This is a genomic window from Sulfitobacter sp. SK025, from assembly GCF_003352105.1.
GTDB classification, from domain to species: domain Bacteria; phylum Pseudomonadota; class Alphaproteobacteria; order Rhodobacterales; family Rhodobacteraceae; genus Sulfitobacter; species Sulfitobacter pontiacus.
This window is the reverse complement of sequence record NZ_CP025808.1, coordinates 1,274,959-1,289,674: the sequence shown is the minus strand read 5'-3', so window position 1 is coordinate 1,289,674 and position 14,716 is coordinate 1,274,959. Positions and strand designations below refer to the sequence as shown.

General features: G+C 63.6%; 11 protein-coding genes. 4 read left to right on the top strand and 7 right to left on the bottom strand.

The window, feature by feature from the left end; translation table 11 throughout:
* Nucleotide 1 precedes the first annotated feature (1 nt).
* The 4 genes from C1J04_RS06210 to C1J04_RS06195 all read left to right on the top strand — a co-directional run bounded on the left by C1J04_RS06210 (nt 2) and on the right by C1J04_RS06195 (nt 5,809).
* Complete coding sequence (locus C1J04_RS06210; RefSeq protein WP_009826401.1) at nt 2-3,145, top strand: 4Fe-4S double cluster binding domain-containing protein; 3,144 nt, start codon at nt 2-4, stop codon at nt 3,143-3,145.
* A 118-nt stretch (nt 3,146-3,263) separates the two neighbouring features.
* The gene (locus C1J04_RS06205) at nt 3,264-4,319 is read left to right on the top strand and encodes a methionine ABC transporter ATP-binding protein (protein WP_009826400.1); all 1,056 of its coding nucleotides are present in this window, start codon (nt 3,264-3,266) and stop codon (nt 4,317-4,319) included.
* Entirely contained in the window at nt 4,309-4,983 is a 675-nt protein-coding gene (locus tag C1J04_RS06200; RefSeq protein ID WP_009826399.1) for a methionine ABC transporter permease, read from the top strand. The genes C1J04_RS06205 and C1J04_RS06200 overlap by 11 nt, the downstream gene beginning before the upstream one ends.
* 49 nt (nt 4,984-5,032) lie before the next feature.
* Nucleotides 5,033-5,809: a MetQ/NlpA family ABC transporter substrate-binding protein gene (locus C1J04_RS06195; protein ID WP_009826398.1), complete on the top strand. Its 777-nt coding sequence runs from the start codon at nt 5,033-5,035 to the stop codon at nt 5,807-5,809.
* Nucleotides 5,810-5,873: 64 nt separating this feature from the next.
* On the opposite strand, the gene C1J04_RS06190 is transcribed toward C1J04_RS06195, so the two are convergent.
* Genes C1J04_RS06190 through C1J04_RS06160 form a run of 7 tightly spaced genes read right to left on the bottom strand, consistent with a single transcriptional unit; the run spans nt 5,874 to nt 14,712 of the window.
* Nucleotides 5,874-7,775, bottom strand: coding sequence for a beta-galactosidase (locus C1J04_RS06190; RefSeq protein ID WP_037954256.1), 1,902 nt, complete (start codon nt 7,773-7,775; stop codon nt 5,874-5,876).
* A 6-nt stretch (nt 7,776-7,781) separates the two neighbouring features.
* Entirely contained in the window at nt 7,782-8,627 is an 846-nt protein-coding gene (locus C1J04_RS06185) for an SMP-30/gluconolactonase/LRE family protein (RefSeq protein WP_037954254.1), read from the bottom strand.
* The gene (locus C1J04_RS06180) at nt 8,624-9,232 is read right to left on the bottom strand and encodes a 2-dehydro-3-deoxy-6-phosphogalactonate aldolase (RefSeq protein ID WP_009826395.1); all 609 of its coding nucleotides are present in this window, start codon (nt 9,230-9,232) and stop codon (nt 8,624-8,626) included. The genes C1J04_RS06185 and C1J04_RS06180 overlap by 4 nt, the downstream gene beginning before the upstream one ends.
* A complete protein-coding gene (locus C1J04_RS06175) occupies nt 9,229-10,143 on the bottom strand; it encodes a 2-dehydro-3-deoxygalactonokinase (RefSeq protein ID WP_009826394.1) in 915 nt (304 codons plus the stop codon). Before C1J04_RS06175 ends, C1J04_RS06180 begins: the two co-directional genes overlap by 4 nt.
* Before the next feature lie 11 nt (nt 10,144-10,154).
* Nucleotides 10,155-10,925, bottom strand: a complete 771-nt coding sequence (locus tag C1J04_RS06170; protein ID WP_009826393.1) for an SDR family NAD(P)-dependent oxidoreductase — start codon at nt 10,923-10,925, stop codon at nt 10,155-10,157.
* Nucleotides 10,925-12,634 carry an IlvD/Edd family dehydratase gene (locus tag C1J04_RS06165; RefSeq protein ID WP_009826392.1) on the bottom strand — a complete coding sequence of 570 codons (1,710 nt, stop codon included), beginning with the start codon at nt 12,632-12,634 and terminating at the stop codon, nt 10,925-10,927. Before C1J04_RS06165 ends, C1J04_RS06170 begins: the two co-directional genes overlap by 1 nt.
* Nucleotides 12,631-14,712, bottom strand: coding sequence for an alpha-galactosidase (locus tag C1J04_RS06160; protein WP_009826391.1), 2,082 nt, complete (start codon nt 14,710-14,712; stop codon nt 12,631-12,633). The genes C1J04_RS06165 and C1J04_RS06160 overlap by 4 nt, the downstream gene beginning before the upstream one ends.
* Nucleotides 14,713-14,716: the final 4 nt, after the last annotated feature.

Genomic DNA, 14,716 nt, shown 5'->3' with positions numbered 1-14,716 from the left:
TATGACACCACGGCTGCGTTCACGCAAAAACCGCCCCATCCATATGGGTGCCTACCCGACTGAAAAGCTGCGGCGGGCGGAGGGTGTTGCAGGGCCGGCGCCGGTCTTCACCCCCTTGGGGGTGACGGAGGACGCGCGTCCGCTGGCCCAAGCGACGCGGGATCACCGCGCCATGCTGGATGCGATCCGCGAGGGTCTGGTGAACAAGGCTTTGGCCGAGATCCCCGCCGATCTGACCGAGCGGGCGCAACATCTCAAGGCGTTTGCCCATTTCAACGATGCGACGATGGTGGGGATTTGCAAACTTGCCCCCGACCACCATCTGGCACAGCCTCTGCGCAACGCGGATGTGGCGCGGCTGGCGCAGGATTTGCAGACGCGTCAGGTCAAGACGCTCGCCTCTGGTGTGGATGCGATCATGGCCGACCTGCGCGACTCCGTCACCGCACCCGAGACGGATATCGCAGGCCATACCCATGCGCTGGTACTGCTTTTCGCGCATCCTCGCGCGGCCGAGCAGGATGAACCCGGTGCGCCATGGATCGCGGGGATGGAGGATCATCGGTCGTCCCTTTTGGCCGCGGAATCGGCGGCGGTATTGTCGAATTACATCCGCCTGCTGGGGCGTCCGGCGCGCGGTCACACGATGACGGCAAGCGATGTGGACCTGAACCAGCTGGCGGTCGCGGCGGGGCTGGCGCTGCCGCAAGACGGTCAGCTGACCGCCCCTTTCGTTGGCACGCGCTTTTCGCTGGCTGCCGTCACCATGGCGATGGATCTGGCCTGTGACCGCCCTCTGGCCGCCGCCGCCCTGCCCCGCACGCCGCCCGCCTATGCAACGCGACGCTTTGTCGATGGCGCGCAGCCTTTCGAAAAGCTTAAACGCGTGGACAGCCCCACGACCTATATGGACGAACCGCGCATCCCGCGTCTGCCCAAACGCACCGATATGTTCAGCCGAGCGCTGTTCGGGGACATGGGCAAAAAGCTGCAAGACGGGGCCACCGGCGGGCGCTACATCCGCAAAACGCCGACCTCCATGGCGCAGCGGCGCGCGCTTGGGGCCTTTGGCCTGCTGCAAGACGGGAAAGCCGCCGAGACGCGAACCGCCCTCGCCCCACAACAGGCGGCAGAGATGGTCAAGGCGGTTGCCTATTTCCTGGGGGCCGATGCCGTGGGCGTCAGCCGTTGTCCCGATTGGGCGTGGTACAGCCATGACGCCACCGGCACCGCGATCGACCCGCCCCATGATCAGGCGATCAGCCTCGTGATCGATCAGGGTTTCGACACGATGGAGGGGGCCTCGGGCGATGACTGGATCAGCGTGGCGCAATCCATGCGCGCCTATCTGCGGTTTAGCCTTGTGGGCGGCGTGCTGGCGCGGTTGATCCGCGATCTGGGATATCCGGCCAAGGCGCATACGGTGATGGATGGCGATGTGCTGCAACCCCCGCTGCTGCTGCTGTCGGGCTTGGGCGAGGTCAGCCGCATCGGCGAAGTCATCCTGAACCCCTATCTTGGCCCGCGTCTGAAATCGGGCGCGGTGACGACCACCTTGCCGATGACCCATGACAAGCCGATCGACTTCGGCCTGCAGAAATTCTGCGAAAGCTGCCAGAAATGCGCGCGGGAATGTCCCTCGGGGGCGATCACGGCGGGGCCGAAGCTGATGTTCAACGGCTATGAGATCTGGAAATCCGACAGCCAGAAATGCGCCACCTACCGGATCACGACCGAGGGCGGCGCCATGTGCGGGCGCTGCATGAAGACCTGCCCCTGGAACTTTGAGGGGATCTTGGCCGACAGCGTGTGGCGCTGGACCGCGATGAAGCTGCCCGCCACCGCGCCAGCGCTGGCCAAGCTCGACGATCTGCTGGACCGTGGCGACATCAACCCCGTCAAGAAATGGTGGTGGGATCTGGAGGTGCAGGACGACGGCGGCTACCGCCCCACGGACAAGCCGGTGAACACCCGCGGTCTGCAAAAAGACCTGAAGCTGCACGCGACGGACCAGACGCTGGCCGTCTACCCTGCGCCGCTCGCCCCGCATCCCTACCCCTACCCCGACCCGATGGACCGCGAGGCCGGCATCCGCGCCTATGGCGCGATGATCCCCGCCGCCACACACCGCGCGCGGGTCGCACGCGGAGACACGCAAGGGCTGGTCCCTGCGCTCAAGCCCTTGGCGGATAGTCCGGTATTGCCGCTGACCGTCACCCGCGCGGATGTGTTAAGCGATGGCATCACGCGCTATGAACTGCGCGACCCTGACGGAGCGGATTTGCCCGCGTGGCAGGCAGGAGCGCATCTGGATGTGGTGATCGCGCCCGAATACCTGCGCCAGTATTCCATGTGCGGCGATCCCACAGACCGGTCGCGCTATGTGATTGCCGTCCAGCGCGAGGATCAGGGCCGCGGCGGCAGCGCCCTGATGCACCGTATCTTCACGCGGGGGCGCAAGATTTTCGCCGCCCGCCCGATCAACCATTTCCCCCTGACCGAAGACGCCCCCTTCAGCGTGTTGATGGGCGGTGGCATCGGTATCACCCCGATGATCGCCATGGCGCACCGCCTGCACCATTTGGGCCGTGACTTCGCGCTGCATTATTCTGCCCGCACCGCCGCTGATCTGGCCTTTGCGGCAGAGATCGCTGCCGCCCCTTGGGCCGCCCATGCCGTGCTGCACGTCAGCGATCAGGGCAGTCGGGCAGAGTTTGACACGATCCTGTCAGGCCATCCTGCGGGCAGTCACGCCTACGCCTGCGGCACCCCCGCCTATATGGAGGCCGCAATGACCGCCGCCGCCCGCGCGGGCTTTGCCGAGGATCAGTGTCACATCGAATATTTCGCCGTCCCCGAAGCCCCCCCGCGAGAGAACCACAGCTTTACGGTCCATCTGGCCAAGACCGGCAAAGACATCCACGTGCCCGCCGACCGTAACCTGTCTGATATGCTGACAGAGGCAGGCGTGCCCGTGGATGTGAAATGCGCCGACGGGATCTGCGGGGTTTGCGCTTGCGGGCTGGTCGAGGGTGACGCCGATCACCGCGATTATGTGCTGTCACAGGCACAGCGTGAAACCACGTTGATCACCTGCCAGTCACGGGCGGCGGCAGCGGGTGGGCATCTGGTGCTGGACCTGTGAAAACCTAGCGTTCACTGCATCGGTAAAGTCAGGGCGGGTATGCGAAAACTGCGCTTGCAATGCCCCCTGCCTTTCTGTCTACGGGCGCCACCGCAACCGACCGCAGGCTGGACCGATCATGACAGAACCAAATGGCGCTTCGATCACGTTCGAGAACGTGGGCAAAGCCTATTCCAAATCCGGCGGCACGACTGTCACGGCGCTTGAAGGCGTCTCTTTGGCGATGGAGCCGGGTTCAATCACCGGCATCATCGGACGGTCGGGGGCTGGCAAATCGACGCTGCTGCGCATGGTCAACGGGATTGAACGGCCTACAACGGGCGCGGTTCTGGTGGGCGGACAGAATGTGGGGGCTGCAAAAGGGTCCAAGCTGCGTGCGATCCGCCGCGATGTGGGGATGATCTTTCAGCACTTTAACCTGCTCGCCTCGCGCACAGTGGCGGGCAACATCGCCCTACCGCTGGAAATCGCCGGTGTGCCGTCATCGCAAATCAAACCCCGCGTGGCCGACCTGATCGAACGGGTCGGACTTAGCGCGCACGCCACACGCTATCCGGCAGAGCTGTCGGGCGGGCAAAAGCAGCGCGTCGGCATCGCGCGGGCACTGGCCACCGGCCCCAAAGTGCTGCTGTCGGACGAGGCGACATCCGCGCTGGACCCTGAAACGACGCAAACGGTGCTGTCGCTGCTCAAGGACATCAACCGAGAGCTGGGGCTGACCATCCTGCTGATCACCCACGAGATGGCCGTGGTCCGTGACATCGCGAGCCACGTCGCCGTGATCGACGGGGGCCGCATCGTCGAACATGGCGAGACCTACGATATCTTCACCGCGCCTCGGCATGCGACCACGCGGTCTTTCCTGTCGGGGGTGACCGGCGTCACCCTGCCCGCTTTTGTCAAGGATCGTCTGGTCCCAAACGCCCCCACGCAGGGCGGCGAAGAGGTGATCCGCGTGACCTTTGCGGGCCAGCACGCCACCGACCCGATGCTGGCCCGGCTGACGCAGGACATGGGCATTCCGGTCAATATCCTTGCCGGCGCGGTCGAGGAAATCGGCACCCGCCCCTTCGGCAATCTGCTGGTATCGCTGCCTGTGGTCAAGGCCGCAGAGGCGCGTTCATTTTTGGAAAGCCACGGGCTTATGACGGAGGTGCTTGGCTATGTCGGCTAACCTTATCAACCTATTGATCGAGGCCACGGGCCAGACGCTTTATATGGTCGCCATCTCGGCGCTGCTGGGGACGCTGCTTGGCCTGCCCTTGGGGCTGTTTCTGGCGACCTCGCAACGCGGCGAGCTGCTGTCGGCCCCGTGGGTCAACAAGGTGCTCGGGCTGGTGGTCAATGCCACGCGGTCGGTACCGTTCATAATTCTGGTGGTCGCGATCATCCCCTTCACGCGGATGGTTGCCGGCACGTCGATCGGCACGACAGCCGCGATTGTGCCATTGACGATTGCCACCGTGCCCTTCATCGCGCGACTGGTGGAAAACGCGATCCGCGAGGTTGACTCCGGCCTGATCGAGGCGGCGCGCGCAATGGGCGCGACCCCGTTGCAGATCATCCGCAAGGTGCTGCTGCCCGAAGCGCTGCCCGGTATCACGCTTGGCCTTACACTCGCCATCGTGAGCCTGATCGGCTATTCCGCCATGGTTGGCGCCGTGGGCGGCGAAGGCCTGGGCGATCTGGGCATTCGTTATGGGTATCAACGGTTTATGCCCGACGTTATGGCGGTTGTCGTGATCATCCTCATCGTCTTGGTGCAGCTTGTGCAATCGATCGGCGAACGCATCGCAGCCGCTGTCGACAAACGCGCCACCAAAAGCGGCGGGCAATAGCGCCCGTCTCCTCCTCCCAATTTCGTTTCCCAGTTAAAGGAGCATATACATGCTACGCATTGCGACCCTGACCTCTACCCTCGCGCTTATGGCGACATCGCTGATGGCCGAGCAGATCAAAGTCGGCGTTTCCCCCGGCGAGCACGCCGAGATCATGGAAGAGGTCGCCCGTGTGGCCGAACCGATGGGCCTTGAGATCGACGTTGTCGAATTCGCTGATTATGTGGTGCCGAACCAGGCGCTGGCCGATGGCGACATCGAGGCGAACTCCTTCCAGCACGTGCCTTACCTTGAAGCACAGATGAAAGACCGCGGCTTTGCGCTGGCGGTTGTGGGCAACACGATCACCACGCCGATGGGCATCTATTCGGACAAGATCACCGATATCGCCGCGCTTGAAGAAGGCGCGACCTTTGGCATCCCGAACGACCCCACCAATGGCGGGCGCGCGTTGCTGGTGCTGCAACAGCTTGGCATGATCAAGGTCGATCCCGCTGCGGGTCTGGTGCCCACCGTTCTGGACATCACCGAGAACCCCAAAGACCTGTCGTTCAAGGAACTCGACGCGGCGCAGCTGCCCCGCTCGCTGGCCGATCTGGATGCGGCGCTGATCAACACCAACTACGCCATCGCCTCGGGTCTTAGCCCCAAGGAAGATTCCATCGCGATGGAAAGCGCCGACAACCCCTATGTGAACGTGATCGTTGTGCAAGAGGGCAAGGAAGACGCGCCTTGGGTCCAGACCCTGCTAGAGGCGTATCACTCGGACGAGATCAAAGCCTTCATCGACGAAAGCTACCACGGGACCGTCATCACTTCGTGGTAAAATGACGCGCCGGATACCGCCAATGACAGGGCGGTATCCGGTCTTTTGGGCCGCGCCCCTTTGGTCAGACCGGCACACGCAGAACGCCCGCGGCGGGCAGTTCGACACCGTGGCAGGCAACGTCTGCATCTGAATAATTGAACCAGAACCGTTCGCCCCCCGTCGTGCGGGTACGTACCCCTTCGGGCATCGGCAGCACGTCGATCCCTGCCTCGCCGCACAGACCGCTGACAAATCGGTCGAGCGTGTCCTCATCCAGCCAGCCCCCCAGATAGATCTGCTGCCCGTCGCGCATGGCGACCGGCTCTGCGTCTGTGGTCTGCAAGATCACCTTTGCCGTGCCGTCCAGCACATCACGGTAGCGGATCACTTTCCCACCGCCCTCCAGCGGTACGGAGATGTCATGCCGCAGGCTTTCGACCTGCGTGACCGTCACGTCCAACCCGTCGATTGCGGGGGGCAGCGGCACAGGGATTGCCATCTCGGACGTGCGCGCGCCGCTGCGAGGGCCATAGACGACCGTCGCCGCGCTGCGCGCCAGCGCCTGCTTCAGACCGTCCGGCATGTGCATCACCCCCGGCGCCATCACCAGCCCGTAGCCGTCAAAATCGCGGCAGGTGGCGGGCAGGATATCAACCGACAGCCCCTGACGCCGCAGCGCCTTGTAGGTGTGAAAGACCAACCCGAAATAGCTTAGATCCGCGCCATGGGGCTGGGTTGCCCATGCGAAATCCGCGTCATAGTCGAACAGCAGTGCGACCGGTGCCTGCGCGGGCTGCACGTCCGGAGCCTTGGCCATCTCTGCGCCGACCTGCCGGACCTCCGCCATCGCGAAGGCGTCAGCACTGTCGGGGCGCAGCAAGCCGGCGTGCAGTTGCTCTTGGGCGAAAGGGGCCTGTCGCCAGCGGAAATAGCACACCGCTTCGGCCCCGTGTGCGAAGGCCTCCCATGTCCACAGACGCACCATACCGGCCAGTGGCACAGGGTTGTGCGGGGCCCAGTTCACCGGCCCCGGCTGCTGTTCCATCACCCACCAGCGCCCCTTGCCCACGGCGCGGTAAAGATCGTGGTGGAACGCCTGAAAGTCAGGGTCGCCCTGCCGCGCATAGCGGTGCTGCTGCGCCGCATCCGCGCCCACCCGATCCTCGAGAAAGCCCAGCGGGTAGCTGTCCCATGTGGCGATATCAAGATTTTCACCCACCGCGAAATGGTCAAAGTCGGTGATCCGGCCCATGTAGTTATGGCTCACGGGGGCGGCGCTGTGCTGGCGGATCACGTCAAGCTGACGCCGGTTGAATGCCACCACCTGATCCGAGCTGAACCGCCGGAACGCCAGACGATGCGCAGGGTTGGCTTCGGTCACGGTCAGGTTGGGCGGGTCGATGTCGTCGAAACTGTCGTAGTCCATCGACCAGAAAGTATTCCCCCACGCGGCATTCAGCGCGGCGGGGGTACCGTAGCGTTGTGCCAGCCAGCCCCGAAAGGCATGGGCTGCCGCATCACTATACGAGATCACCGTGTCGTGGCAGCCGTATTCATTGTCGATCTGCCACGCGGCCACATGGGGGTTCGCGCCATAGCGTTTGGCCATCAACGTGGCAATCGTGACGCATTCCTGCTGATAACCCTCGTGGCTGAAACAGTAGTGCCTGCGCGACCCGAACTTGCGCGGACGCCCTTCAATATCCACGGCAAGCATGTCGGGGTGGCGTTTCAGCATCCAGCGGGGCGGGGTGGCAGTGGGGGTGCCCAGCACAACCCGCAGACCGGCAGCCCCTAAAACCTCGATCGCGCGGTCCAGCCACGCCCAGTCATACTGGCCGGGTTGCGGTTCTAGTTTGCTCCATGAAAACTCGCCGATGCGCACCCATGTCAGGCCCGCTTCGACCATGCGGCGGGCGTCGGCTTCCCACATCTCTTCGGGCCATTGTTCAGGGTAATAGCAAGTCCCTAGGGTTCGTTTCATCACGCCTCACAAAATTATCCGGTGTTCCCGCTGGCCTCGCACGTCCGATGCAAGCTGGAAGGTCTGGCCATCCTCCGCCCCGTCGCGGCCCTGCGCGGCTGAGGTGACAAAGAGCGTCCGCAGATCCGCACCGCCAAAGGCCGGACAGGTGGCCTGCGCTGCGGGAATATCAACGGTCTGCAACAAGGTGCCATCGGGGCTGTAGCGGGCGACCTGACCGGCCCCCCATTGCGCGTTCCACAAGCAGCCGTCGCTGTCGACAACCGCGCCGTCGGGATTACGCTTGTCTTTCTTGAGATCGACAAACACCTCTGGCGGGGCCGAGGGCCAGCCGTCTGCGGCATCAAGGGGCACGCGCATGATCTGGCGCGTGGGCGTGTCAGTGAAATAGGCAAATCGTCGGTCGGGCGAAAAGCAGATCGCGTTCGAAATGGTAATCTTCGCGAAAAGCTGTCGCAGCGCGCCTTTATAGTAGCGGTAGATCGCCCCCGCCCCTCGCTCTGCGTTGAAGCCCATTGTCCCGATCCAGAAACCGCCCCACGGGTCGGCGCGCCCGTCGTTGGATCGGGTCAGGGGCTGATCCGCCTCAAGTGGCACGACGAGGGAACGCTCCTCTCCGTTTAGGTCGAACCGCCACAGCGCGGTTTCGGACGCGACAAGCAGGGTATCCCTATCGATCCACCCGGCGGCAGAGACGCATTCGTCAAACTCCCACGACAGCGTTTTGTCGCCCTGCCGCGACATCAGGGTTTTGCCGAGGATGTCGAACCAGAACAACTGGCCACGTTCGGGATGCCACAGCGGCCCTTCGCCCAACGCGCACGTCCGCGCATCAAAGAGTGTGGCGCTCAAGAGAGAGCCGCCTTGTCATAAGCGCTTACCGCCGCGCGCGCGCTTTGTGCCACATCAGCCGCGCTTTGCCCCGGTTTATACAGGCTGGACCCAAGGCCAAAGCCCGTCACCCCTGCCGCAAGCCATTCCGCGAAATTCGACGGGCCGACGCCGCCAACCGCATAGGTTTCGGTCTGCGCCGGAAGCACCGCCCTGATCGCCTTGAGCCCTTCAACCCCCAGCAGGAACGACGGAAACAGCTTGAGCCCATCGGCCCCCGCCTTAAGCGCGGCAAAACATTCCGTGGGCGTCATCACACCGGGATAGGACATCATGCCCGCCGCCTTGCTTGCCGTGATAACAGCAGCATCCGCATTCGGAGAGACAATCATCCGCCCTCCCACAGCCGCCACCGCTGCAACGTTTTCAACGTCCAACACCGTGCCCGCGCCGATCAACGCGTCAGCCCCATAGGTTTGGGCCATCGTCTCGATGGATTTCAGCGGTTCTGGCGAGTTCAGCGGCACCTCGACGCGGGTGATGCCTGCGTCGATCAAGGCGGCGCAGATGTCGGCGGCCTCATGCGGCTGGATGCCACGCAGAATAGCGATGATATTGCGGCTCATACAAGGGCCCCTTTCAATGAACGATAGGCAGAGGTCAGGCCCGCCAGCGTCAGGCCCGTGTTATCCAGTGTTTCGGCCTGCACACTCTGTGCGGCCAATGCGCACCGGTAATGCGCGGCGACGCTGTCTGCGCCCAGAATGGCGACATGGCGGCCCAGCCAATAGGGGCGCGTGCCGGCCAGCTCTAGCCCCACAAGCAGCCCTGACAGACGCGCCCGCGCCGCTCCTGCAGATGTGCCCTGCAACAGCCCCGCTGCACGCAAACCGAACAGTCTGGAGGCGAAGCTTTGCGGGCTGTCCATCGCCTGCTTGACTCCGTCGATAAAGCTGTCCTCGTCCCACTCTGCCGTGGTGACCGAATGGCGCAGGACCGATTGGTTGGCCAGCAGCGCGAAGATCTCGCCGGTCATGCAGGTCTGGAAGCTCACGATCTCGCCCGCACTGATATGGACCCATTTGGTGTGGGTGCCGGGCAGACAGAGGATGCCGTCAAACGCCGGCTGACTGTGCAGCACCCCTGCGATCTGGGTTTCCTCGCCGCGCATCACGTCAGGAGCAGCCATCTGTTTCACGCCGGGCAAGATGTGGACCGCGATCCGCGGGTCATGGGATTGTACCGCAACTGCCGCCCGCGCATCCGGGGGCGCGCAGGGCGTGGCGACGTAGGCGGCCTCGCGCCAGCCTTCGCGGGCGCCCACCATACCCGCGCAGATCACAGGGGTCACATGGTCCGGATCTAGGTAGGGGTCTATCAACGAAAGCAAGGCAGGTTCGAACCCGTCCTGCGTCAGCCCCGCCATCCCCTTGTCAGACCTGTCAGAGGCAAAAGGCTTGCCATCGGCCCCCATCATCCAGACCCGCAGGTTTGACGTGCCCCAATCGACAGCGATCCATTCAGCGTAGTGTTGCACGGTATCCCTTCCTATCCGGTGACCACAACGCCGCCATCGACGGCCATCAACTGCCCCGTCATCATGCGGCTGGAGGCAGAGGATAAAAACAGCACCGCATCCACGATGTCTTGCGGCTTCAACGTATCCTTAAGGCATTGCCGGTCAATATGCGCCGCCAGCGCTTCGGGCGTGACCCATTGTTCGATCTGCTTTTCCGTCAACACCCACCCCGGTGCCAGCGCGTTAAAGCGGATCTTGTCCGGCCCGAATTCCCGCGCCAGCGAACGGGTCATCCCGTTGATGCCGGCGTTGGCGGTCGTATAGGCAGGATAGCCCGCATTTCCCATCATATACGAGATCGAGCTCATGTTCACCACGGCCCCGCCGCCCGCGGCGCGCATCCCTGCCACCACGGCCTGACAGGCGAAGAAATAGGACTTGAGGTTGATCGCCTGCGACTGGTCCCAGAAGTCTTCGGTGACCTCTTCGGCGGTGTGGCGGGCATCATTGGCGGCGTTGTTCACCAGAACCGTGACCGGTCCATGCTCATCGGCGGCTGCGGCCAGACTGGACCGAAGTGCCGCGATATCCGAGATATCGCAGACCTGCGCAAAGGGGCGCTGGCCGTGTTTTTCTTCCATCTCGTTGCAAAACGCGGTGGCGTCGCTGCGCTGGACAAAGCTGACCTTGGCCCCCTGCGCCAGAAAGCCGTCGGTCAGAAAGGCACCGATCCCCGCGCCGCCGCCGGTGATGAACACCGACCGGTCGCGCAGATCGGGGAATGTTGCGTTCAGGGTCATCAGTGGCTCTCCCGTGTGACGGGGCGGGTGTCTTTACCCACCAGAAAATCAAGGTCCGCGCCTTTATCTGCCTGCAATACCGTCTCGGTATAGAGCTTGGCATAGCCGCGGTCGTATCGGGGTGGTTCGGGTACCCACACCGCGCGGCGCTCTGCCAGCACCTCGTCAGAGACAAGCACGTCCAATGTGCCCTGTGCCACCGACAGCCGGATACGGTCGCCGGTCTGTACCAGCCCCAGATTGCCGCCTGCGTTGGATTCAGGGCTGACGTGCAGGATCACAGTGCCATAGGCGGTGCCGGACATACGCGCGTCGGACACGCGGACCATGTCGCGCACACCTTCTTTGACCAGACGCGCGGGGATCGGCATATTGCCGACTTCGGGCATACCGGGGTAGCCCTTTGGGCCGCAGCCCTTGAGCACAAGAACCGTATCCGCGGTCACCGGCAGATCCTCGCGGTCGATATTGGCTTTCATATCCTCGATATTCTCGAAGACATATGCCTCGCCCTCGTGTTCCAGCAATGCGTCCGTCGCCGCCGAGGGTTTCACGATCGCCCCGTTGGGCGCGATATTGCCGCGCAGCACCTTTAACCCGGCCGCAGGGCGCAGCGGATTATCCAGCGGGCGGATCACATCCTCGTTGTAGCATTCGGCCCCTTCGGCATAGGCAAGGATATCCCCACCCATGACGGTCTGCGCGGGCCGCAGCTTGTCGCGCAGATGGGACAGCACCACGGGCATCCCGCCCGCATAGCAGAAATCCTCCATCAGATATTTACCCGAGGGCATGCAGTTGACCAGCAGCGGGATATCCGCCCCAAGCTCGAAATCATCGAGCGTCAGGTCGATGCCGACGCGGCCCGCGATGGCCAGCAGATGAATCACGGCATTGGTCGACCCGCCGACAGCGGCATTGGCCAGAATGGCGTTCTCGATAGAGGCACGGGTAACGACCTGCGACAGCTTGATATCTTCCTCGACCATCTCGACGATGCGCTTGCCGGTCAGATGCGCCAGCGCCATGCGGCGCGCATCAACGGCAGGCAGCGCGGCGTTGGTGGGCAGCGACATCCCCATCGCCTCTACCACGCTTGCCATCGTAGAGGCCGTGCCCATCGTCATACACACGCCCTTGGACCGGCTCATGCCGGATTCAGCGGCCATGAAATCCTGCAAGGTCATCTCGCCCGCGCGCACATCTTCCGAGAACTTCCACACATCCGTGCCAGAGCCGATGTCCTTGCCCTTCCACTTGCCGTTCAGCATCGGGCCGGAGCTGACAACGATCGTCGGCAGATCGACGCTTGCCGCGCCCATCAGCTGACCCGGCGTGGTCTTGTCACAGCCGCCCAGCAGAACCACACCGTCGATACCATAGGCGCGAATGCTTTCTTCGACGTCCATCGCCAGCAGGTTGCGAAACAGCATGGCGGTCGGCTTCATCTGGGTCTCGCCAAGGCTCATCACCGGAAATTCGACCGGAAAGCCCCCTGCCTCCCACACGCCGCGCTTCACCCCTTCGGCCAGATCGCGCAGACCGGAATTGCACGGGGTCAGTTCGGACCATGTATTGCAGATACCGATAATGGGGCGGCCATCAAAGGCGTGATCGGGAAAGCCCTGATTTTTCATCCAGCTGCGGTGAATGAACCCGTCCCGATCATTCTTGCCGTACCAAGCGCGGTTGCGTTTCTCTTTTGTCATAGCCGTGTTCCTTCAATGACCCACATGCGTTCAGGGAACGACCATGGCAGGGTCACGCCATGGTTCATGAGGTACTGGCCCGACAGCACCAGATCGCGGGTCTTGAGCGCGGCATCGCCCCGTGACAGCGCGACCGCCTCGTCGCGGTTTGCCAGCGTGATCCGGTAGCGCGCCTGCGGGTCAAGTGCGGTCAGCCGCAGCGGGCGCGGTGAGAACTGGGCCGAAGTCGCGGCCTTGCCCGCGAACACCACGAAACGCGCACCATCGGTGGCCTGTTGCTGCTCTGCGATCACCGCCGGATCAGCGCTGTCGAGCCGCAGGATATCCGCGGTGCGCATCCATGCGCGATTGTCCTTCCACCACTGCGTGACCTGTTTCAGCATATCGGTTTCGCGGGTGTCGAGCTCGCGCGGGTCCATCTCGAACCCCATGTGGCGCTGCGCGGCGACCCAGGCGCGAAAGCTGATGTCCAGCGTGCGGCCAGAGGTGTGGCAGTGGCGGGGCCCGACATGGCTGCCGGTCACGGCAGCAGGCAGGAACAAGGCAGCGTCATGCTGGATGCGCAGCCGTTCCAGCGCGTCGTTGCTATCCGACAGCCAGACCCGCTGGGTCCGCGCCATGATCCCGAAATCGATCCGCCCTCCGCCTGACGCGCAGCTTTCAATCTCGACCAGCGGGAAATCGGCGCGTAACCGGTCCAGCAGCGCATAGACGCCCCGTGTCTGCGCCGCGTCGGGTGCGGGCAACACGCGATTATGATCCCATTTGATATAGTCGATGGCATTGTCGCGCAGCACCGTGGCGATACGGTCGTACAGCAGCTCTTGGACCTGCGGCAGCGCCATGTTCAGCACCAGTTGCTGACGCCCCTCTATCTGATCCTGCGGGCCCAGGATCCAATCGGGGTGGGCGCGGTAGAGGTCGCTATCGCGCGAGATCATCTCGGGCTCGAACCAGAGGCCAAAATGCATCCCCAAGCCCTGAACATGGTTGATCAGCGGGGTCAGCCCCTTGGGGTATTTGCGCGGATCAATGATCCAGTCGCCCAGACTGCTGGTGTCGTCGTCGCGCTGTCCGAACCAGCCGTCATCCAGCACGAAACGCTCTGCCCCCAAAGCGGCAGCACGGTCGGCGATATCGGTCAGGACAGACCAGTCGTGGTCGAAATACACTGCTTCCCAACAGTTATAGTGGACGGGGCGCGGGGTGTCGGGCTTGGGCCATGTCACGATGCGGTCGCGCAGATGACGCTGAAAGCTGACGGCACAGCCGTTCAGGCCGGTGTCTGAGTAGGTCAGGTAAAGCGGCGCCGTCTGGAACTGTGTCGCGGGGGCGTCATGGGTGCCAGCCGCATGGCCCCATTGCACCTGCCGCCGCCCGTCCGGAAGCTCTTCGGCGATCATCGTATGACCGCCCGACCAGCCATAATGGAACCCGTAGCATGTCCCTTGGGTGTTTGTGGTCCCCGTGGTCGGGATCAGCAGTCCGGGGAAGTGTTCGTGGCCCGTGCGGCCTGTGCGGTTGTCGCGCGCGTGAATACCTGCGTGCCACGGGGTGCGGTTCAACTGGAATTCACCGCACCACCGGCCCGAGAAGTCGATCATCTCTGTGCTCAGCTGCGGCGCGGGCATGACCGGCGCGGCAAGCCAGTGCAGGCGCACGGGCTGCGCGGCCTCCAGTGTCGTCTGGCAGGTGATCACGCCGGTTGCTGCATCAACCGCAAAGTCAAAGGTCAGCGTAAGCCCCTCGTCCGGTGCCGCGCAGACAAACCGCAGCCCTGCATCCTGCACCACGTTGCGCAGGTGAAACACCGGGCGCAGCGGCGTGCCATCGGCGCGCGCAACCGCGATCCCCGCCTGCCCCGGAAAGCTACGCCCGGCTTCGGGGCACAGCGACAGATCAGGGGTCTCGTCCAGCATGCCGCCGGTCACGTCGATGGCACGGGCGGCGCAGATCTCTTCGAGATTTTCGCCGTCGGGCAGCGGGCTGCCCCAATAGACCACCTGCGGCAAGCGGTCGTGCGCAGAGGCCAGAACAAGCGTCTGGTGCCCGTCATCAAGGCGGTAGTTCTGTGTCATAACT

What these genes read in the sequence shown, in the direction of transcription:
- C1J04_RS06160 (WP_009826391.1), bottom strand. Translation starts at nt 14,712, where the DNA reads ATGACACAGAACTACCGCCTTGATGACGGGCACCAGACGCTTGTTCTG.
- C1J04_RS06165 (WP_009826392.1), bottom strand. Translation starts at nt 12,634, where the DNA reads ATGACAAAAGAGAAACGCAACCGCGCTTGGTACGGCAAGAATGATCGG.
- C1J04_RS06170 (WP_009826393.1), bottom strand. Translation starts at nt 10,925, where the DNA reads ATGACCCTGAACGCAACATTCCCCGATCTGCGCGACCGGTCGGTGTTC.
- C1J04_RS06200 (WP_009826399.1), top strand. Translation starts at nt 4,309, where the DNA reads ATGTCGGCTAACCTTATCAACCTATTGATCGAGGCCACGGGCCAGACG.
- C1J04_RS06180 (WP_009826395.1), bottom strand. Translation starts at nt 9,232, where the DNA reads ATGAGCCGCAATATCATCGCTATTCTGCGTGGCATCCAGCCGCATGAG.
- C1J04_RS06190 (WP_037954256.1), bottom strand. Translation starts at nt 7,775, where the DNA reads ATGAAACGAACCCTAGGGACTTGCTATTACCCTGAACAATGGCCCGAA.
- C1J04_RS06205 (WP_009826400.1), top strand. Translation starts at nt 3,264, where the DNA reads ATGACAGAACCAAATGGCGCTTCGATCACGTTCGAGAACGTGGGCAAA.
- C1J04_RS06210 (WP_009826401.1), top strand. Translation starts at nt 2, where the DNA reads ATGACACCACGGCTGCGTTCACGCAAAAACCGCCCCATCCATATGGGT.
- C1J04_RS06195 (WP_009826398.1), top strand. Translation starts at nt 5,033, where the DNA reads ATGCTACGCATTGCGACCCTGACCTCTACCCTCGCGCTTATGGCGACA.